The 20,770-nt window shown below is 38.6% G+C and carries 19 protein-coding genes and 1 riboswitch; of the genes, 7 read left to right on the top strand and 12 right to left on the bottom strand.

All coding sequences use genetic code 11. From position 1 onward, the window contains the following. Positions 1–11 precede the first annotated feature (11 nt). From M3189_RS25330 to M3189_RS25320, 3 genes are read right to left on the bottom strand one after another with little or no spacing between them, the layout of a single operon-like run. Positions 12–1,463 carry an aldehyde dehydrogenase family protein gene (locus M3189_RS25330; protein ID WP_251639399.1) on the bottom strand — a complete coding sequence of 484 codons (1,452 nt, stop codon included), beginning with the start codon at positions 1,461–1,463 and terminating at the stop codon, positions 12–14. Continuing rightward, positions 1,456–2,538 (bottom strand): aromatic ring-hydroxylating oxygenase subunit alpha, encoded by a 1,083-nt coding sequence (locus M3189_RS25325; RefSeq protein WP_251639397.1) that lies wholly within the window; start codon positions 2,536–2,538, stop codon positions 1,456–1,458. The genes M3189_RS25330 and M3189_RS25325 overlap by 8 nt, the downstream gene beginning before the upstream one ends. A gap of 38 nt (positions 2,539–2,576) precedes the next feature. After that, complete coding sequence (locus M3189_RS25320) at positions 2,577–3,617, bottom strand: NAD(P)/FAD-dependent oxidoreductase (RefSeq protein ID WP_251639395.1); 1,041 nt, start codon at positions 3,615–3,617, stop codon at positions 2,577–2,579. A gap of 233 nt (positions 3,618–3,850) precedes the next feature. Here M3189_RS25320 and M3189_RS25315 point away from each other — a divergent pair, with 233 nt between their 5' ends. Further along, a complete protein-coding gene (locus tag M3189_RS25315; protein WP_251639393.1) occupies positions 3,851–5,224 on the top strand; it encodes a sigma-54 interaction domain-containing protein in 1,374 nt (457 codons plus the stop codon). A gap of 492 nt (positions 5,225–5,716) precedes the next feature. Here the strand turns inward: M3189_RS25315 and M3189_RS25310 are convergent, their stop codons facing one another. After that, the gene (locus tag M3189_RS25310) at positions 5,717–6,610 is read right to left on the bottom strand and encodes a LysR family transcriptional regulator (RefSeq protein WP_251639454.1); all 894 of its coding nucleotides are present in this window, start codon (positions 6,608–6,610) and stop codon (positions 5,717–5,719) included. 253 nt (positions 6,611–6,863) lie between these two features. Between M3189_RS25310 and M3189_RS25305 the strand changes: the two genes are divergently transcribed. Continuing rightward, positions 6,864–7,016 (top strand): hypothetical protein, encoded by a 153-nt coding sequence (locus tag M3189_RS25305; protein WP_251639384.1) that lies wholly within the window; start codon positions 6,864–6,866, stop codon positions 7,014–7,016. Between the two features lie 482 nt (positions 7,017–7,498). On the opposite strand, the gene M3189_RS25300 is transcribed toward M3189_RS25305, so the two are convergent. From M3189_RS25300 to M3189_RS25280, 5 genes are all read right to left on the bottom strand, one after another. Next, the gene (locus M3189_RS25300; protein WP_251639382.1) at positions 7,499–8,614 is read right to left on the bottom strand and encodes an amidohydrolase; all 1,116 of its coding nucleotides are present in this window, start codon (positions 8,612–8,614) and stop codon (positions 7,499–7,501) included. Between the two features lie 89 nt (positions 8,615–8,703). After that, positions 8,704–9,606, bottom strand: a complete 903-nt coding sequence (locus tag M3189_RS25295; protein ID WP_251639380.1) for a DUF6508 domain-containing protein — start codon at positions 9,604–9,606, stop codon at positions 8,704–8,706. 149 nt (positions 9,607–9,755) lie between these two features. Further along, positions 9,756–10,616: an EamA family transporter gene (locus M3189_RS25290; RefSeq protein ID WP_251639378.1), complete on the bottom strand. Its 861-nt coding sequence runs from the start codon at positions 10,614–10,616 to the stop codon at positions 9,756–9,758. Positions 10,617–10,654: 38 nt separating this feature from the next. Continuing rightward, the gene (locus tag M3189_RS25285) at positions 10,655–11,095 is read right to left on the bottom strand and encodes a YybH family protein (RefSeq protein ID WP_251639371.1); all 441 of its coding nucleotides are present in this window, start codon (positions 11,093–11,095) and stop codon (positions 10,655–10,657) included. Between the two features lie 173 nt (positions 11,096–11,268). Then, complete coding sequence (locus tag M3189_RS25280; protein ID WP_251639369.1) at positions 11,269–11,823, bottom strand: YhcN/YlaJ family sporulation lipoprotein; 555 nt, start codon at positions 11,821–11,823, stop codon at positions 11,269–11,271. 149 nt (positions 11,824–11,972) lie between these two features. Between M3189_RS25280 and guaC the strand changes: the two genes are divergently transcribed. Further along, positions 11,973–12,956 carry a GMP reductase gene (guaC, locus tag M3189_RS25275; RefSeq protein WP_251639359.1) on the top strand — a complete coding sequence of 328 codons (984 nt, stop codon included), beginning with the start codon at positions 11,973–11,975 and terminating at the stop codon, positions 12,954–12,956. Positions 12,957–13,022: 66 nt separating this feature from the next. On the opposite strand, the gene M3189_RS25270 is transcribed toward guaC, so the two are convergent. Together M3189_RS25270 and M3189_RS25265 are read right to left on the bottom strand one after the other, a co-directional pair. Next, positions 13,023–13,880 (bottom strand): alpha/beta hydrolase, encoded by an 858-nt coding sequence (locus tag M3189_RS25270; RefSeq protein WP_251639357.1) that lies wholly within the window; start codon positions 13,878–13,880, stop codon positions 13,023–13,025. 401 nt (positions 13,881–14,281) lie between these two features. Then, entirely contained in the window at positions 14,282–15,130 is an 849-nt protein-coding gene (locus M3189_RS25265; RefSeq protein WP_251639355.1) for a DegV family protein, read from the bottom strand. A gap of 318 nt (positions 15,131–15,448) precedes the next feature. On the opposite strand from M3189_RS25265, the gene M3189_RS25260 reads away from it, so the two are divergent. The 4 genes from M3189_RS25260 (at position 15,449) to dapA (ending at position 20,016) form a co-directional block, all read left to right on the top strand. Continuing rightward, complete coding sequence (locus tag M3189_RS25260) at positions 15,449–16,531, top strand: branched-chain amino acid aminotransferase (protein WP_251639353.1); 1,083 nt, start codon at positions 15,449–15,451, stop codon at positions 16,529–16,531. Between the two features lie 157 nt (positions 16,532–16,688). Then, complete coding sequence (locus M3189_RS25255) at positions 16,689–17,270, top strand: M15 family metallopeptidase (protein WP_285889823.1); 582 nt, start codon at positions 16,689–16,691, stop codon at positions 17,268–17,270. A 202-nt stretch (positions 17,271–17,472) separates the two neighbouring features. Then, the gene (locus M3189_RS25250) at positions 17,473–18,669 is read left to right on the top strand and encodes a class I SAM-dependent rRNA methyltransferase (protein ID WP_251639351.1); all 1,197 of its coding nucleotides are present in this window, start codon (positions 17,473–17,475) and stop codon (positions 18,667–18,669) included. A gap of 157 nt (positions 18,670–18,826) precedes the next feature. Further along, positions 18,827–19,007, top strand: a riboswitch (Lysine riboswitch). A 130-nt stretch (positions 19,008–19,137) separates the two neighbouring features. Next, complete coding sequence (gene dapA, locus M3189_RS25245) at positions 19,138–20,016, top strand: 4-hydroxy-tetrahydrodipicolinate synthase (protein ID WP_251639349.1); 879 nt, start codon at positions 19,138–19,140, stop codon at positions 20,014–20,016. 147 nt (positions 20,017–20,163) lie between these two features. On the opposite strand, the gene M3189_RS25240 is transcribed toward dapA, so the two are convergent. Then, positions 20,164–20,538 (bottom strand): YciI family protein, encoded by a 375-nt coding sequence (locus tag M3189_RS25240; RefSeq protein WP_251639347.1) that lies wholly within the window; start codon positions 20,536–20,538, stop codon positions 20,164–20,166. Positions 20,539–20,770 lie beyond the last annotated feature (232 nt).

Here is a 20,770-nt window from a genome sequence, read left to right as displayed (position 1 = left end):
TCCCTTTATTTTCAGCTATGATTCCAGACAATCAGTTTCATTTCGGTCATTTCTTCGACTGCATATTTAATACCTTCACGGCCTGTACCACTTTCTTTTACACCGCCGTATGGCATTTGATCAACACGGTAGGTTGGTATGTCATTAATTATAACACCGCCTACATGCAATTCCTGTGAGGCAAAAAGGGCATTTTTCACACTATTTGTATAAATACCAGCCTGAAGTCCAAAGCGGGAGTTATTTACTTCTTTAATTGCTTCCTCTACTGAACTTACCTTGTTCACAACGACAACCGGTGCAAAAGCTTCCTGACAAGATACCTTTAAATCGTGATCCGCATCAGTAATAATCGTTGGCTCAAGAATACCGTTCACAAGCTTTCCTCCTGCCGCGATGTTTGCGGTGCTGCCCTCTGTTTCGTTAATCCAGCCTAATACACGTTCAGCTTCCCCTTTTGAAATTAATGCTGAAATATAGGTTTCCGGATCAAATGGGTCACCAATTTTCAATTGCTTCGCCGCTGCCGTGAATTTGGTTACAAATTCCTCATATACCGCTTCATGGGCAAATACACGCTGTAAGGAAATACATACCTGTCCTTGGTTCGAGAATGCTCCCATGATACAACGATCGATAATTTGATCAATGTCAATGTCTTTATCAATAATTAAGGCTGAATTGGAACCAAGCTCCAATGTCGTCTTTTTTAATCCGGCTTTACTGCGGATACCAATCCCAACACCCACGCTCCCCGTAAAGGTAACCATGCTCACTCGATCATCCTCCACAATCGCATCTCCTACTGTACCGCCAGGACCTGTCAAAACATTTAATACGCCGGCCGGAAGACCTGCCTCTTCAAAAAGTTCAGCAATAAAGAGGGCGGAAAGCGGTGTCTGTGAAGCAGGCTTTAAGACAATCGTGTTTCCTGCGGCAATCGCTGGCCCTACTTTATGAGCGACAAGGTTCATCGGAAAGTTAAAAGGTGTAATGGCTCCGATTACTCCAATCGGTTCTCTTACCGTATATCCGAATCGGCCAACACCGCCTGTTGCGGCATCGAAAGGAATCGTTTCGCCATGAATTCGTTTTGCTTCTTCAGCTGCAAACTTATACGTTTCAATGGTTCTCGCCACTTCTGCCTTAGAGAACATAATTGGTTTTGCGGATTCACGTGTAATGATTCCAGCCGCTTCATCTGCTCTTTCTTTTAAAAGAGTAACAACATTTTCCAAAATCTCTGCCCGCTGATAGGCCGGCATTTTCGCCATTACTCCACGTGCGTTGTAGGCAGCATCGATTGCTTTTTTCGTAAGCGCTTTATCTGCCATCGCAATTTGGGCGATTTCCTCTCCAGAATAAGGGGAGCGAAGTGGTGCATAGTTCGTTGTTTCTACTTTTTCTCCGTTGATCATTAGGAACTGTTTCGTCGACGTTAATTCACTCACAGGATTACTCATTTAGGGCCTCCAATACCATTTCATGAAATTGTAATATCGCTTTTTCTGAAGATGAATATCTGCCTTTATTAAAGGCACGAGAACGGAAGCCAATTTGCTCCAGCTCTACAAGCTCAATATCTTCCTGGCGAACCTGTTCTGCAAATGCCACTAAGTCTTTTTCTTCTTGAGTTAAGTTTTCATCACGGAAATAATAGGTATAGACAGCCAAAGATGTTTCGTGATCAATTGGGATCATTTGGATGGTAGCCATATTTCCAGGACCCGGATAAATGGTCACCATCAAATTCGGCCATAACCAGTAAAATGATCCGCCTTGCATTTCGGCTTCATCTAGATTAACACTTCCATATTTTTTATCTGGTTTTACAATTGTACCTTGGATCGAATAATTGTCACATGTAATGATTTGGTAATCATTCATATCCAGAGCTGCAACGAAACTTGGATGGGCAACATGACAATGGTCACATTCCAAATAGTTGTCAATATAAGCCTTCCAGTTTGCTTTCACCACACGTGTTCTTTGGTGAGTTCTTTTTAACTCACTTAAGAATGGGAACTTGCTTAATTTTTCAAAGAAATCGCCGTATGACTCGCTTAACGGCTTCGCATTATCATCAAGGTTCACAAAGATTAATGATTCCATAATCCCGATGGAGACAGAACGCAAACAAGCATCTGACACACAAGCCGCATCTTCCCCTCGAAAGTTCGGTGCTTTATTCAACTGTCCATCAAGTTTGAAGGTCCAACCATGGTAACCACATTGCAAGATTTTCTTGTTTCCTGCCTCTGTTCTTTCAAGCTTTGTCGCACGATGCGGACAAACATTGTAAAAAGCGCGTATCACTTCATCTTTTCCGCGAGTTACAAGAATCGGCTCTCCTGCGACATCAAGAGTAAAAAAGTCCCCTGGCTTTTCTAATTGGCTGACATGGCCCACAAGCTGCCATGATTTTGAGAAAACAAGCTCCATTTCTTTTTCCAATACTTTCGGGTCTGTATATTTGTCATATGGTAACGGTCTTTCAAATGTACGATTCGTTGCATTTTGCACTTTATTATAAGCCATGATTTTTTCCTCCATAAATAGATTCGATTTTTTTACTATTAAACTCTTACTATCTGTTCCTTAGCGGATTCACTGCTTTTCTCTTTTTTCTCCATCATGCTTGTACTGTGAAGCGGCTGCACCTTCGAATTGGGATCCAGGTAGACCTTAGCATTACTTACAGCTGTCGGCGCCTCTCCAAAACCGCTGGCAATCAACTTTACTTTGCCTTTATACGTGCAAATATCGCCCGCGGCATAAATCCCTTTTATATTTGTTTCCATATTAGAATTGACAACAATCGAGTTCCCTTCGATGTCTAAACCCCAGTCTTTTATCGGGCCGAGTGTGGAGACAAATCCGTAATTGACAAGGACATCATCAACGAAGATTTCCATCGGCTCGCCACTGTTCGCTTCTGTCAAAACTACCTTTTCTACCTTGTTTTTCCCTATTAGTTCGACCGGAACATACGGCGTTAAAACCTCTACTTTCGATTTTTTCAATAATTCAACACTGTGTTCATGGGCACGGAACTTATCTCTTCTGTGAATGAGTGACACTTTTTCTGCGATAGGTTCAAGCATTAATGCCCAATCAACTGCAGAATCACCGCCGCCAAATACAGCAACCTTTCGTCCGGCAAATCGACTTAAATCCTGAACGAAATAATGGATATTGGCTCTTTCAAATTTTTCTTCGTCTGGCAATTTCAGCTTCCGCGGTTGGAATGCACCATTTCCAGCTGTAATAATGACGGCTTTCGTATAATGAGTTCCTTTGTTCGTTAAGATGGCAAAAGACTGATTTGGAAGACGCGTAATACTTTCAACGGATTCCTCTAAGCAAAGTGCTGGTTCAAACTGATTCATCTGCGTCATTAAATTATCAACGAGCTCACCAGCTCTCACCTTAGGAAACCCAGCAATATCATAAATATTTTTTTCAGGGTACAACGCAGACAATTGACCGCCTAATTGGGGAAGACTTTCAATTACTTTTACAGAAGCTTGGCGCATCCCCGCATAGAAGGCAGTAAATAGACCAACTGGCCCTCCACCGATAATGGTAATATCAAATGTTTCTAGCTGCTCTCCCATATCTTCCCTCCCTATTTGTTTTATGGTAAACGTGCACCGCTCACCAACGAAACAAAATAATAAATGACTCATACCTTTTATAATGCAAGTACTGTGCCAATGTTGTTAAACCAAGAAATATGCATGAAAATAGTAAAAACATGCTGAATATTATAAATAAATGAGTTAAAATGAACTCATTGTTACTTTCTTTGAAGCAAAAATAACTCACTTTTAAATGAAAGGGCTTTCAAATGAAAATATCTAATCACACAGGCCATGTAGAAATGACCGTACAAACTCTATTAAAAATTCTTGATCACTCCTCTGACGAAATCTTCGTCCTTGATGGTGAAAAGCGAATTCTTTATGTCAATCAGGTTTGCGAAAAGCATTATGGTCTTAAACCAACAGAGGTCATTGGAAAATTCAATGTCGAACTCTTTGAAAAAGGGTATTGGAAGCCTTCGATTGTACCCGAGGTTTATAGAAGAAAAGTGCCATGCTATATGAGGCAGGTCACAAATATTGGAGCGGAGTTAATGACCTCCGCCGTGCCTATATTGAACGAAAAAGGGGAAATAGACCTCGTCGTTATTACATCCACTCAGGTTCAAACCATAAAAATGATGAAGGCGAAAGAAGAGAAGAATGAGTTAAAATCAACTCAAGAGATTAAAAGTGAGGCCCAAATTATAACAAATAGCGGTAAGATTAAGAGTATCTTAGAGTTTTGCAAAAAAGTAGCTCCGACAGATTCAAATATTCTAATTCTTGGAGAGTCTGGAACAGGAAAAAGCGTGCTGGCCCAATATATCCATAAATTAAGCAGACGAAAAAATGGACCATTTCTTGCCATCAACTGCGCGGCCATTCCAGAGGAGTTATTAGAGTCAGAGCTGTTTGGCTATTCGAAAGGGGCCTTTACCGGTGCAAGTAAACTGGGAAAAGAAGGACTAATGGAGGCTGCAAATGGCGGCACTTTATTTTTAGACGAGATTGGGGAAATGCCTCTATCTGTGCAGGCAAAACTTCTTCAGGTCATTCAGGAGAAGCAGTTTATCCCTGTCGGAAGTAATAAAGTAAAAAAAGTGGACATACGGATTATGGCAGCAACCAATAAAAACTTAGCGGATATGGTGAAAGACAAAGCATTTCGCGAAGATTTATTTTACCGGTTGAATGTGATTGATATTTATTTACCGCCGTTATCTGAAAGAAAGGAAGATATTATTCCGCTCATATATAACTTTTTAAATAAATTCAATCAAAAATATAATGAAAATAAAGTTATTTCCGATGAATGCCTGAACATCCTCGTTCACTATTCCTGGCCAGGAAATATTCGCCAGCTGGAAAACTTAATGGAACGTTTAGTTATTATAAGCAATTCCATTATTCAACTCGCCGATATACCAGATATTATCAGTGCAAGTGTCGGACAGGTTACTCAGCTTGCCCTGCCAAACTCATTGGATAAAGCTCTTGAAGAAACAAAGAGGACCCTTGTCAGAAGATCCTATCAAACGTGCAAATCTTCTAGAAAAGTGGCGAACGACCTCGGCATCAGCCAAACCAAAGCTTCAAATTTGATTAGAAAATATTGCTCAGATTTACTAAATGGATAAGAAAAAAGCGCTATGGGGACGGTTCGAGACTACTGAAAAAGTCCATTTTTGATAAACAAGAAGGCAATCACCTACTTTATGTAGATAACTGCCTTCTTTTAATTTGTCCAGGAGATTAATCCAACTGACTTTCCTATTTTAACAATAAGAAACTTTGCAATGATTAATGAAAACAAGCTATAGGTTAGCTGATTTGCTAGATGAGGATTATACATGTTAACTGTCCCATGACATTAGAGGTAAGATGCAATGCGGTATTTTCAGAAGCGACATTGAACCTTCCCTCTAACACATTATCTACTAATATTAAGAACTATCAATCTTCGACAAAACTCGGGGAGTGACACCGATAATAATATTTACTATTAATCGGTCTAATAATCAGTTTATATTTTTAAGTTGAGCTTTTTGATACGGTTCACCTTAAAGTATCTAAGTGATATCTTTCATTTAACCTTTTTGAATTTGGATATCAGCGTTAACAAAATGGTGTTATATCTTTTTTGAAGCATCCGAAACTAATGTTTCAATAAAGTTTACAAAAGCCTTGACGACATTCCATTCCAAGGATTCCTTATGGTAATACATCCATGTTCTGCGTAGTATAGGATTTCCTTTTTGATCTGTTAAAACGATTTTATATAAATCATCTATATTATTTAGAATACGGCTGGACAAAAAGCCATAGCCTAATCCATTAATAACCATTTCCTTACAAGTCTCAATCTGGTCCACTTCTATACTAATAAAAGGAGACTGTGAATAGTTTTCAGCCCACCAATTATCAATTAATGATTTTAATAAGTAATCTCCGTTAAAGTCAATTCTGGGGAGATTAGGCAAATCAAAAATATCAATCGCTTCCCTCGACGTAACTGAAACCGTTTCTTCAAATAATAAATGTTTCTTCAGTCCTCTGCCGCTATAGTCGCCTCGAACAAAGCCGATATGAACATCCTTATTGTGTATAAGTTTCGTTACATCTTTACTCCAGCCCGTAACCACTTTAAATTCCACATGAGGATACCGGCTTTTAAATAATTTAAAAATATAGGGCAGCTCATAATTTGCAAAAAAATTGGATACCCCCAGTTTCAATGTCCCTACAACTTCATTACCAGACGTTTGATTCATATTCCTAACATGCTCTTTTATTTTGTTATATTGAGCAAGGATATCGTCGGCACACTGAACAAGATATTCTCCCTGCGGGGTAAAATGAACTCCTCTACTTTCACGGGTTACAATTTTGACACCTAATTCTTCCTGCATATGCTTTATTCGGGTGGTTAATGCAGGTTGTGTAATAAATAAAAGCCGTGCTGCTTTTGTTAGGTTCTTCTGACTATAGAGGACCTTCAGTATTTCCCAATCACGATAATCCACCATTTTCACCTAATTTTTCCCATATAAAATTTTTTTATATGTCATTATAATTTTTTAGCATTTTATATATTTCCATTATTGCATTATCATTAATCCGTAGCAATTCATAATTACTTCTTCAATACCTGGTTTGAAACTTGATTAAAACAGAATCATCTTTAAGGTTAAACACAACATATGACATCTTTGGCCATATTTATTGATATCTTGTTTGCAGGAAAGAAAAAATTTATAAAAAATAGGAGAGAATTTTATGTGGATTATAACTTGTTATTTAGATTCAAACATTTCCCAGTTTGAATTCGAAACGGAAGAAGAAGCAAGAGATGCTCTTAAAAACATGAAGGGCTGTAAAATACTCTCTGAAGTTGTATATTTTAATGATCCTTGTTTTCAAGCCGCTTAACATGTTTTCATTCTGATAGGATTAAAGATTAAAATCCAAGTTTCAAATTACTGGGTGATTTCCTCCTATTGAATGAGGGGGCAGTCAAGAGCCTTGTTTATACTAAAATAAGAGCCTAAATTAGGCTCTTATTTTTTTAATGCTTTGCTAGAAACTTTGTAAGGATCATTCGAATTTTCATTCTTCCATTACAAGACCTTGATGTCTAATTGATTTAAAGTTGATGGTCGTGAGAACTGAAGTTAATAGTTTTATATTCTTGGTCACTAATAATCCCAAACATTTTACATAAGTAGGAATTTAATAAGATTTTTTTCTTTATTCGTTTAGTTGGAGTCACCCTTTTCACTCCCTTTATTCTTATTATATTTCACTCCTTCAAAAAAGTTTCCTTTAACCAAAAGAAATACCTGAATGAAAATTATTGCCTATTTAGCAAAAATAAATGCGAACAGTGCCAGGCACTGTTCGCTTCCGGGATACTATATTTCTGCAAGTCCTTTAAAAAGCTCCACCGCAATTTCGATGATTTCATCTCGGAAGTCATACTCATAGGTATGAATATGAGGGTAGTTTTCACCGTTGCCAATGTAGAAAATAGAACCCTTTGTCAACTTCGTGTAGTGGCCAAAATCTTCTGAGGCACGAAAGGCTTCCTTCATTTCTACCAACTGATATCCTTTTTCTAGGCTGACCATACGAATCTTGTCAGAACTGTCTTTATGGTTTACCGTCTCCGGAAATTCATCGTTGAAGGAGATACTCATGTTTAATCCATACTTTTCTGCTTGCTCTTGTGCAAGAGCTTCAATGTTTTTCTGAAGGTTATCCAATTCTGCTTCGTACTGAGCACGAATGGTTAAGAGAAGTTCACCCTTACTCGCTGCTAAACCGAATGCTCTCTCCCCTATGTTTACTTGAATAACTGTACAAAGTACCAATCCCTCATTGTTTTCCGGAGAGGTTAGCTCTGGAATGCCATCAATAATCTTGGCAATCGCAAATGCAGGATTGACTCCATTCTCAGGCTGGCTGGCATGAGCAGGAGAACCTTCCATTTGGATTGTCATGCCTTTGGACGCACAATGAGCGGTTCCGTCGATTACATTGATGGAATGAAAAGCCATACCACTCATATTATGAAAGGCAAAAATCTCCTCAATGTGATATTCCTTAATAAAACTGGCACATTGGATAGCGCCATCTCCCGTTTCCTCCGCGTGCTGGAAAAGAAAAAAGATGTTTTTGTCAGCACCCTTTTGGTCCACTTCCAGTGCAAAGCATGCCAGGCTTGCAGCATGCCCATCATGTCCACATTTGTGGGATACCCCTGGATTCTTGGAAGCGTGTGGAATGTCAATCACTTCCGGCATCGGAAGTGCATCAAAATCTGCACGAAAAGCAATGTTCTTTTTATCTGCACCGGACTGGTAAATCGCATAGAACCACTGGCCCTTATCTACGATTTCCAGCTTCGTATGCTTTTTTAGAAAATCGATCAAGTGCTGTTTCGTCCAAACCTCTTCATTCGAAATTTCAGGGTGCTGGTGCAATTCATGACGCAGTTGTTTTGCTAATTCTAAATTTTTTATTTCCATTGTATCCTTTCCCCTCCAAAATGGATCTGTAAAAATAAACTTGTTTTAATGCTTCCCTAATAATAGAGTAAGCTAACTCTCGAGCTTTTTTAACCTCTTATTTGCCAAATGACAAAGTCTACTTTCTTAATATCTGTTATACCGGTGTTTGGGTACGCTTCATCAAATAATTCTATAATTTTCTGCCCTTCTTCATCTTTAAGGTAATCCTTATACCAATCAACGATCCGTTCATATAGCCTAATACTCTCTTCGATTCTATCTTTTCGATAATACGCTGGCGGCTTTAATTGCAGGTTGTTCAGGACGACAGAGTCCCAAATAGGAAGATTTGGATTGATGGTTGCTACTAATTTGCTTGAAAAAGATGGTTCAATTCTTCCTAATTCCTTATGAATGTACCTTAAAGTTTTTTCAAATGATGGTGCACTTTCTTTATGTACTTCCATAAACGAATAGAACGTATCATAGAAAACCTGCGGCCGCTGCCTTACTCGATAAAAACCATTAAACGCTCTTTGAAATTCTTTATCCTTTGATACATCTACACTTTTCACTAGATTCATTATTTTTAAATATTTCTCAAGCCCTGGTTTTACCTTTTTTAAAGCCTCTGTTATTTTTCCATCATCCATTTTCCCATATCCATCTAATTCTTTTAAACGATTGAGAATTCTTAAAAACACACCTTCCTTTGCGGAATTTGCCCATGCACCATCACTGAAACGTTCCGAGCGCACATAGTAAGTTAAAATTGCTCGTAATAATTCAAAATCGGCCGTAGGAACAACCGCAGCGTAATCCCTGTTTATTCGTTTTTCATCCAAGTAATCTAAATAATTGCTTTTCATTAAGTCCGTTTTATAAACTTCCTTTATAAATTCCTCTAGCTTTTCATCATACTTTGGATACATCCCCTCCCACACGCAAAATTCTATGTTCTTATCTTCAAAATAAGGTATGTAGCTTAATAGCTGTATATAGGTGTGCATCATAGGCTCCTCACATAACATCAGTTAGATTCCTTTTACTTCCACCTTCTATTATAGTACGATTTGATAATATTTTTTTTGATATTTTTGTACTCCTATATGTAATAAAAAAAGACGGTATCTCCTAAAAGAAGTTACCGTCTAATGTATCATAAAATTAGTAATACCGTTCCTATCGTTATGACTATACCACCGATAATCGTGTGTTTAGCCGCCTTTTCTTTTAGAATAGTAAAACTTAACACCATCGTAAGGACAACGCTAAATTTGTCAATCGGAGCGACGATAGATACCTTCCCCATTGCGAGTGCTGCAAAATAGCATAACCAGGATAAACCAGTAGCCACTCCTGACAGAACTAGAAAAAGATACCCTTTTTTCGAGATGCTTTTCAATTTCTTGTGAGTGCCCTGGAAAAATACTATGGCCCATGCAAAGATAAGGATCACAATGGTTCGTAGAAAAGTCGCCAGATTGGAATCGACATCTTCCATCCCAATCTTCGCTAATATCGAAGTTAAGGCAGCAAATACTGCTGCCAAAATAGCATACACAATATATTGCTGCGAACCTGAAAAACGTTTCTTATCTTCATTTTTTCCAATCAAAATAAACGTTCCTATCGCTATTATCGCTCCCCCAGTTAAAACCAGTGGCTCCGCAGGCTCTCCTAATACAAGAATAGAGAAAATAATGGTGAGGACTACACTGGATTTATCTATCGGTACCACTTTGGAAACATCGCCAATGGCAAGTGCTTTAAAGAAAAACAACCATGAAAAACCCGTTGCTAAACCAGAAAATAAGATAAACCATAATGCGCTTGTAGAAATCTGTGGAATATTGTCTAATTGCCCGGTTATGATTACTATCAAAAATGCCATGATTAATACCACAACGGTCCGAATCGCTGTCGCTAGGTTTGAATTTACATTTTCAATCCCGACCTTAGCCAAAATCGCTGTAATCGAAGCAAATAAAGCCGCCAATAATGCTAAAACAATACTCATCCTACACCTGCTTATCACCAATCAAGATAGTTTATTTTTTACTTTAAGTTAAAAATCCCCTTACCTGTTTCCATATTAATAGGCAATGATGAATGTTCATGAGCTATGACCCAAGAATCATTCACTTTTTTTAAACCATATGTGAATCGATTTGTTATTTGACGAAGTTTCTCACCAGTTTCTTCTTGGTGAGCAGCAAATGTTACAGCACAATGAACAAATGCGAGATATGAATGTTCTTCAACTACTAGGTCATTAAATTCAACTTTAAGTAAAACTCCATCCTCACTCAATCCATTGAACCAGTCTGCCACATTTTCCTTCCATGAAGAAATACCTTTGATCTCCCAGTTTCCCCAGCAATCATAAATATGCATATCGGGAGCATACATAGACAAGAACCTTTCGATATTTTTTTCGTAAACTGCTGTTTTGTAATTTTCAAGAACGTCTTGAACTTTTAAAAAAACCTCCGCCATTAAGTCCATCCCCTTTACTAATTTCAGAAATTCTATATTCATGTCCAACATAATATGATGTCTATTGTTATGTCAAAGTTAAAGAAATTTCGAACATACCTTGAGCAATAAAGAAAAAGACGTATGAGTTCATACGTCAATTCTTGTGTCATTTATTAAGAAAGCTCTCGATATTAGTCCTGGTTAATCCTCGCATGATGATTAAAGAATCTGTGCACCATTTCATTAAATCCACTATTCATTCCTTCTGCTTTTCTACCATTTTGTATTTGGTCCCTGTATTGGCTCATCTGTCTGACAAAGTCGCGATTACTTGAGATATATACATTTTGAATAGATGCGTCCGCATCCCTTATCTGTTGTGCAATTTGATCCTCGAGGTAAGGATAAAGCTCGCTATGAAAGTCGTCATCCATATCAACCGCTACATAAGCAGTACGGTTCGCCATAATGATATTCGCACGTTTAATTTCAGGTAAGTTCTGAACATTCTCTTCTGCTTCATTTACTACCCGTAAACCTGTTTTATTAACCTGGGTAGGAGTGTTATTCATATTCGTTAAATTAAAATTTGGATTACCTAAACTATTTCCTACATTTAAAGAACCAGCATTGCGGTTATTGATCTCGCCGTGCTGATCTGTTGCTCGTCCTTCTTCCTTCATATTACACCCTATAGCTAATACAGAAATGCATAAGCAGGTTAATAGGATTCTAAATTTCTTCATACGATTCCTCCTAAAATGAGTTCATGCTTACAATTACCTTTATCCCTTCTTTTTATGTAGAGATTTGGATGTATTTTTAAAAAAAGAATAAAAAGAATCTATTCAAAACACACTAAACCATTGATGATTTTGTTTCTAGGAGGAGTCTAATGGATAGTGTGTTTGATTATGAAGATATTCAATTGATTCCGGCAAAAAGTGTAGTGAATAGCCGGACTGAGTGTGATACTACGGTGTCTTTTGGAGGTAGAACTTTTAAACTGCCAGTGGTTCCTGCCAATATGCAGACCATTATTGATGAAAAGATTGCAATCTTCTTAGCGGAAAATGGGTATTTTTACATCATGCATCGCTTTGAGCCAGAGAGGCGGCTAGATTTTATTAAGGATATGAAATCACGCGGGTTATTTGCCTCGATTAGTGTTGGTGTCAAAGAGGAAGAATACACATTCATTAAACAACTAGCAGACGAGCAGCTTACGCCTGAATACATTACAATTGATATCGCGCATGGACATTCCAATGCGGTGATTAAGATGATTCAACATATAAAGAAATACTTGCCACAGAGTTTTGTGATTGCTGGAAATGTTGGTACTCCAGAGGCTGTTCGGGAATTAGAACGTGCTGGTGCAGACGCGACTAAGGTTGGGATTGGACCAGGAAAGGTATGTATCACGAAGATTAAGACTGGATTTGGAACAGGCGGCTGGCAATTAGCGGCTCTTCGCTGGTGTGCAAAAGCAGCAAGTAAGCCGATTATTGCGGATGGCGGTATTCGTACCCATGGGGATATTGCAAAATCGATTCGATTTGGGGCATGTATGGTGATGATTGGTTCCTTATTTGCTGGACATGAAGAATCTCCAGGGGAAACGATTGAGAGAGATGGAAAGCTTTATAAAGAATACTTCGGCTCCGCCTCGGAATATCAAAAAGGGGAACGGAAAAATGTAGAAGGCAAGAAAATGTTAGTGGAACACAAAGGTGCCCTAATAGATACTCTCGTTGAAATGGAGCAGGATTTACAATCTTCTATTTCCTATGCTGGAGGAAACAAGCTGGAAGCCATCCGTTTTGTAGATTATGTCATTGTGAAAAATTCTATTTTTAACGGTGATAAAGTCTATTAGGAACTTTCACAAAAAAGAAGAGCAGGATAAATCTAATCCTGCTCTTCTTTCGTTGTTTTGCTATAGTTAAACTGCCTTAACTTTACCTTTTTGAATTTTCTCAACCCGACTGTCCAGCCATTCAATCATATCTCTTAGAAACTGCTCTTTGCCTGGTCCCTCAAAAGGTCGATGCTTTGCTGTGGGGTATTCAATTAGCTGTTTATCCTTGGATGAAACATGCTCAAAAAAAGAACCAAGCTTTGTTGGCGGTGTAATTTTATCACGAAGTCCGTATTGTAATAGAAACGGCATCTTTAGCAAAGGTGCCTGATTTAATACCTTTGATATCCCTTGGATCAGACCACGTCCTAAACCAGGTGTAATAGTATTGTGACGTAAAGAGTCTGAATAATATTTGGCAGCCATCGCTGTATTCTTCGCCATTAATTGAAAGTTCCTCGACTTATTTATGCTGAGATCAGGCTTCAGTTTGCCGATTAAGGTGATACCTAACCGCTCAAATCTGGTCACTTCATAAGAGATGGCAGGTGCTATTGCAATGATCCCTGAGATTCCATTACTAAAATCGAGAGCATAATCCAGGGCAATGACCCCGCCCATACTATGTCCGATCATATACAAAGGCAGTCCGGGCTGCTTTTTCGAAACTAACTTATGAAATTCGTGTAAGTCACCACGAAACTCATCCCAACTTTTTATAAAACCCCGTTTCCCCGAGCTTTTTCCATGACCGCGCAAATCATATGTGTAAACAATGTATCCTTCATTAACTAAGCTAAAACTTATGTTCTGCAGGCCGCCGCTATGGTCGCCGTGTCCATGTACGATAATAACTGATGCTTTGGGAGCACTTGTTGGTTCAATTATTGTATAAAATAATTCCGCTCCATCGACACCAGTAAAAGTTCCTTCTCTTGCCATTCTAGACAATCCTCCTGATGCACCCATACTGAATGATGTCTAGTATATCACAATGTTTCTTATTAAATGTAATGAAATTCACCCGATATGGAGCAGTAGTTTTTCAAACTGTTTAAATGTTTTGTCGGGCAATTGGTGACATATTTATCAATAACACTGAATAAAAATAGTATAAATATACATTTTCACTGGAAAGGGGAGTTTCTTCTTATGGATGTCTGCATTTCTTGTGGTGAGGAATTATGTATTATGGAGAGGAATCGCTGTCAGTGCTGGGATTGCAGGGACACAACAACCGAAGCATATACAGAGGATGAATAGGTTGTTTAATCCTAAATGAAGAAATTCAAAAAGGCCGTTTGATTCATTCAAACGGCCTTTTAACTGTTTTATTTGCAAAATTATTCGTTTACCCACGATAGTCCAAGTGTCCCAACCCCCGTATGCACACCAGCAACGGTGATAAGCATTAATTTCACTGTTTCTATATTTGGAAAAGTTTCATTGACTAATTGTTCAAGCCCCGCAGCTCTTTCAGTGTCATTCGCATGGACAATGGCAACCTTCCGAACTGTTTTTGAATGAAAATCATCCTTTAAATGATTTACCAGCCACGCAATAGCCTTCTTCTCCGTTCGGACCTTGTCTTTAATCTTTGCCGCTCCATCTTCAATCGATAAAATCGGCTTAATATTAAAAAGCGAAGCTAATATTTTTTGGCTTCCAGACACTCTGCCGCTTTTATGAAGCTGGTCGAGGTTGGATGGAACCAGGAATAATCGAGTGTGCCTGCGCAAGGCGTTTAACTGTGAAACTACCTCGTCTATATCGAGCCCCTTTTCAACTAGTTCTATCCCTCTTTTCACAAGGAATGATAAAGGATAAGAACCCGTATGGGAATCAATCGCAAATAATTTAAATCCGGCCATTTCCGCTGCCATCACAGAGGTCTGATAGGTGCCAGTTAATGTACTAGAGGCATGTATCGCAATTCCAAAGTCATATTCTTCTTTTAACTTTTCATAAAGATCCACGATATCTCCGATAGTTGGCTGGGAGGATTGGAATTTCCCTTCCTCATTCTTCATTCGATCATAAAAATCTTCTTCGGTAATATCGATTGTTTCTTTGTAAAATGTATCGTTAATGACAACATGCAGGGGTATGACATGTATATTATGCTGCTTAATAAACTCTTTGCTAAGAGAAGAAGTCGTATCCGTAATCCATGCAATTTTAGGCTTGTTCATATTATCCTCTTCCTTCTTAAAATTCGCTTACTCTATATAGGCAATAATCTTATAAATAGTAGTATGGTAATGAGGTTAACATTACAAAAATGAGTACTTTTTCACCAGTTATATTTGTCATATATGACATTGATTTTTAGGTATGACAAACAGGATTGTCACCAATTTGTCATATCTAAATCAAAAATAGCCAGATTTATTTAAATAATGGTATAGTAAAAGAAAGTATTTTTATTATTTCAAAAATATAATTTTTAAAGTAATATAAGTAAATAAAGTGTTTAAAACAGAACTTATAAATAAGAATGAGGTGTGAGCATGAAACAAGAGATTTCATTTATTCCTAGAGAACAATTAAAGCCAAAGCCAGATCCCGCTTCACTTGGTTTCGGCAAGTATTTCAGTGATTACATGTTTGCAATGGATTATCATAGTGACCTAGGCTGGTTTGACCCGAGAATTACTCCTTATGAGCCGTTAACGCTTGATCCATCCGCAATGGTTTTTCACTATGGACAAGCAATCTTTGAAGGAATGAAGGCATATAAAACGAAGGATGGGTCTATCCAATTATTCCGTCCGGAGAAGAATATGAAGCGTTTGAACGAATCCTGCGAGAGGCTGTGTATTCCCCAAATTGATGAGGACTTCTTATTAGAAGGAATTAAAGAATTAATTATGACCGAAAAGGATTGGGTTCCTAGTGGTGAGGGAACTTCGCTTTACATTCGACCATTTATTTTCTCAACGGAGCCATATCTTGGTGTGCGACCAGCGAAGCAATATAAATTGTTAGTCATCCTCTCCCCTTCCGGTGCTTATTATGGCAGCCAACTAAGTCCTGTGAAGATCTATGTGGAAGAGCAATTCGTCCGTGCGGTAATTGGAGGCGTCGGCCATGTAAAGACGGCAGGCAACTATGCAGCCAGCCTGAAAGCGCAAGAGAAAGCAGATGCAGGCGGTTATGCGCAAATCCTTTGGCTCGATGCGAAGGAGAATAAGTACGTGGAAGAAGTCGGCAGTATGAATATCTTCTTCAAGATAAATGGAGAAGTGGTAACTCCGAGGTTAAATGGAAGCATTTTACCAGGTGTCACTCGTGATTCAGTGATTCAATTATTAAAACATTGGAACATCCCTGTACGTGAAGAGAAAATCTCCATTGAAGAGGTCTTTGCAGCACATAAACGCGGGGAATTAGAGGAAGTCTTTGGAGCAGGAACCGCTGCTGTTATTTCGCCGGTTGGTGAACTGACTTGGAAAGATCAATCGATCGTTATCAATAACAATCATATTGGCCAGCTATCTCAGGACATTTATGATGAAATGACAGGCATTCAACTGGGGAAAAAAGAAGATCCATTTAACTGGACCGTTAAAGTAGCCTCTGTTGAAGCTTAATAGGAATATGACTTTGTAAAGATCCAGGTTACCTGGATCTTTTTTTATGGATGAAAGATTAGATTTACTAATAAAAGGAAATGAAATAATTGAAACAATGAGTCCATCTTTCTCGTCTTTGATAGTGAAAAGATATTTAGGTTAGAAAGGAAATACGATGTTGAAACTTACCTGGAGAGGAAAACTAGTACTCACATTATTTATTGCTTTTTTCCTATATTTTATGATAAAAAACCCTTTAGGACTTAACTTGCTTAATCGAATAAGTATGGAATCTGAGGATTTCCCTACTGAACTCCATCCCATTGTACTGGAACGGAGCAATCAATTAATCCAGCAATCTGCCGAAAAAGGGATTGTGATCTTAATTACGGATGACTTTCGCAGTGCGGAGGATCAGGACCGACTATATGAACAAGGCCGGACAGCTGCGGGGAATATCGTAACGCATGCCAGAGGAGGAGAATCGTTTCATAATTTTGGGCTTGCCATCGACTTTGCCATAAAAACCCCTTCTGAAAATGTCATTTGGGATATGCAATACGACGGGAATCAGAATGGAAAACCAGATTGGGACGAAGTCGTAGAATTGGCAAAAGCGCTAGGTTTTGAATGGGGCGGTGACTGGGCTCAATTTAAAGATTATCCTCATTTGCAAATGAACTTTGGGTTAACACTTGCTGACTTACAGAACGGAAAGAGACCTGATGAATCATCTTTAACAGTGGATACCCACTAAGTGGAGCAGCATTCCTCCCTTTTTTAAAGAAACTAATAGAAAATCATGATCCAGATACTTTCTGGATTTTTTTATGCTTTTCTCTATCTTGAAATACGCATCACTCGTAGGAAAGAGTGTTATGATTAATGGATTGTGATTGATTTTACAAATATTTGTTTACAATGCTACTAATGATAAATACAAGAGATAGGATGAAGACATGAAAACAGAAGTCAGGTTAAAGGTGAAATCAAAGTTCGTTACTAAATATAAAAATGGCTACCCGCTTATTACAAAAGACAACATACTAAACCCTGCTGCTCTAGATGAAGAAGGGTGCATCATAAACCTTGTTGATGAACAGAACCACTTTATTGCCAAAGGCTATTATGGGAAACAAAATAAAGGCCTTGGCTGGATGCTTAGCAATATTGAAAAAGAACAGTTTGATCAACGTTTTTTTGAAAAGACCTTAAAGGCTGCCTTTGATAGAAGAGAACATTTTTTTCAGAGCACTGAAACCACTGCCTTTCGGGTGTTTAACGGTGAAGGCGATGGCATCGGAGGTTTAACAATTGATTACTTCGATGGGTATTACGTCATTACCTGGTACAGTAAGGGCATCTATCACTTTCGGGAGTTTATCATAGATTCATTGAAGTATTTGGTGGAGTATAAAGCCATTTATCAGAAAAAGCGGTTTGATGAAAGTGGTAAGTACATTGAAGAAGATGACTTCGTCGCAGGCAAACGAGGAGAATTCCCCATCATTGTAAAAGAAAATGGGGTCAATATCGCGGTTTATTTGAATGAAAGTGCTATGGTCGGTGTGTTCTTAGATCAAAAGGATGTAAGAAAAACATTACGAGATGTCTATTCAAAAGGGAAACGAGTATTAAATACGTTCTCTTATACTGGCGTGTTTTCAGTGTTTGCCGCTTTAGGCGGTGCGACGAAAACAACCAGTGTTGACCTCGCGAATCGAAGCAAAAGTAAAACGATCGAGCAATTTAGTGTGAATGGAATTGATGCACAAGCTCAAGATATTATCGTAGAGGATGTATTCAAATACTTCAAATATGCAGTGAAAAAGGGGCTGCTGTTTGATGTTGTCATCCTTGATCCTCCAAGCTTTGCAAGATCAAAGAAGTTTGTCTTCAGCGCCGAAAAGGATTATAAAAACCTATTAAAAGAAGCTATTTCCATCACAGAGGATAACGGAATCATCCTCGCATCAACCAATGCCAGTTCCTTTGGTATGGATAAATTCAAAGGATTCATCGATACCGCCTTCAAGGAATCCAATAAACGCTATAAACTAATGGAAGAATTTTCACTCCCTGAAGACTTCAGAACCAACAAGTATTATCCAGAATCCGACTACCTCAAAGTAGTCTTCATTAAAAAACTAAAATGACTGTCCGCCTGAGGTGGACAGTGTCCACGAGTGGTGCCTGTCACCGTGACTTTGTCACGGTGACAGCCACCACTTTAAGGCAACCCTCTTGAACACTAGTGAATTTTCTGTTATATTTGTTTGTAATTAAATATTTTCTTACTTCATTACCTTTTGAAGTGAGGATAGAGGCGCAAAGACCATTAGTACGCAGTTTGAGGATGATGAGGTCCTAGGACGATTGTGGAAAGGGGAATTTGCCGAAGCGGATGGAATCTCATTGATCTAGACCGCTGGTTCTGCTATTGAAGAAATACAGAACTGTCATATAGGAGACTATATGGAGGGCTATCTTACGCAAAGGAACGTTTTTTTATTATGTTTCTACTGCAGCAGCGAGCCTTCGTTGCTGCTTTTTTGCGTTAACTTTTGACTGACCTCAAAGCCACCTCTAATTTTCAAAAAAAAATGATAAAAAGGGTGAATATGATGAATTTTGGCCAAGTGTTAACAGCGATGGTGACGCCATTTGATCAGCATGGTGAGGTTGATTTTGACGCAGCGAGAACATTAGTAAATTATTTAATAGACAATGGTTCTGATGGTTTAGTCGTTTCAGGTACAACCGGAGAATCCCCCACCTTAACTACAGAAGAAAAAGTGGAATTATTTAAATTGGTGGTAGAAACTGCCGCAGGCAGGGTGCCTGTCATTGCTGGAACCGGCTCCAATAATACAAGAGCTTCTATCAGCTTAACAAAGCTGGCTGAAGAAGCGGGTGTGGATGGAATTATGCTCGTTACTCCTTATTATAATAAGCCTTCACAAGAAGGCATGTTTCAGCACTTTAAAACCATTGCCGAAACCACTTCCTTACCGGTTATGCTTTATAATATTCCAGGGCGCAGTGTCGTAAACATTTCAGTAGAGACCGTTGTACGACTCTCGGAAATTAGTAATATCGTGGCAATAAAAGAAGCTAGTGGAAATCTAGATGCAATGGCAGAAATTATTAGCCAAACTCATGATAATTTTACTTTGTATAGCGGTGATGATGGATTAACTTTACCTGTTCTAGCGATAGGTGGTGCTGGCGTCGTTTCTGTTGCCTCGCATATTATTGGGAATGAGATGCAGGAAATGATCAACCAATTTAAAAATGGACGTGTTCAAGAAGCTGCCGTTTCGCATCGCAGACTTCTTCCTATCATGAAAGCATTATTTGCAGCACCAAATCCAACACCTGTAAAAGCCGCACTAAATATGCACGGCGTCCAAGTGGGAGACGTCCGCCTGCCAATGGTAGCTTTAAATGATGAAGAAAAAAGTGCACTCCAAAAGGTTCTGCCTGCTAAGTCTTTTGTTTAAACTTGAATCCAAAATTGCTTGTTCCTTTAGTGGGGCAGGCTCCTTTTTTTTTCACAGCTAACGCCACCCTTTAGTTGAACTAGGTAAATGCGACTAATAGCCATTGAGCTTCACACCTGATACTTGAAGAAAAATGAAACTTGACCATTATTCTCTCTTCTTGAAGTAGTGGATAGGGCGGATTTCAATCCGCCAGTCAAACTGCTCACCTGCATCCAATTGTGTGGTCGGATGTAAGGAGGCTACCCTAATTGCTTCCTTAATATCAAGTGCCTCTATGATGAACACACTGCCTATCATCTCATTAGTTTTGGCAAAAGGACCTTCAGTAACCTCAACTTTCCCGTTCATCCGCTTCAAGCATTTTACTTCCAAGTCAACACCAACATCCATAATTACTTGACCGCTCTTGTATAGTTCCTCTAGGTGGGGCTGACATTCGCTAAGGACAGTTTCGATCTCCGCCTTGGGGCTGGCATCCATTTTCTCTGGGCTGAAGTAACCCAAACACAAGTATTTCATTTTAACGTCTCCTTTTTATGAAAGCAGTTTTTGATTCCAATGGTCTTTTTACTATTAAGTAAAATTCGACTAGTCTTTATAAAATCCTTCTTCAACTATACCCGATAGAATTCCTGTAGATGGTTAATTTTCACCTTTGAAAATAAAAAGGCTCCTCAGTAAGATATGAGTCTAGACACCACTCTAACTCAAACCCTAAGGAGGAACCTAATATGAAGTTTAAGATGCAAGA

The organism is Neobacillus niacini (genome assembly GCF_023715415.1).
Lineage (GTDB): Bacteria > Bacillota > Bacilli > Bacillales > Cytobacillaceae > Neobacillus > Neobacillus niacini_C.
Note: the sequence above shows the minus strand (reverse complement) of the source record. Positions and strands in the feature narration are given on the sequence as shown.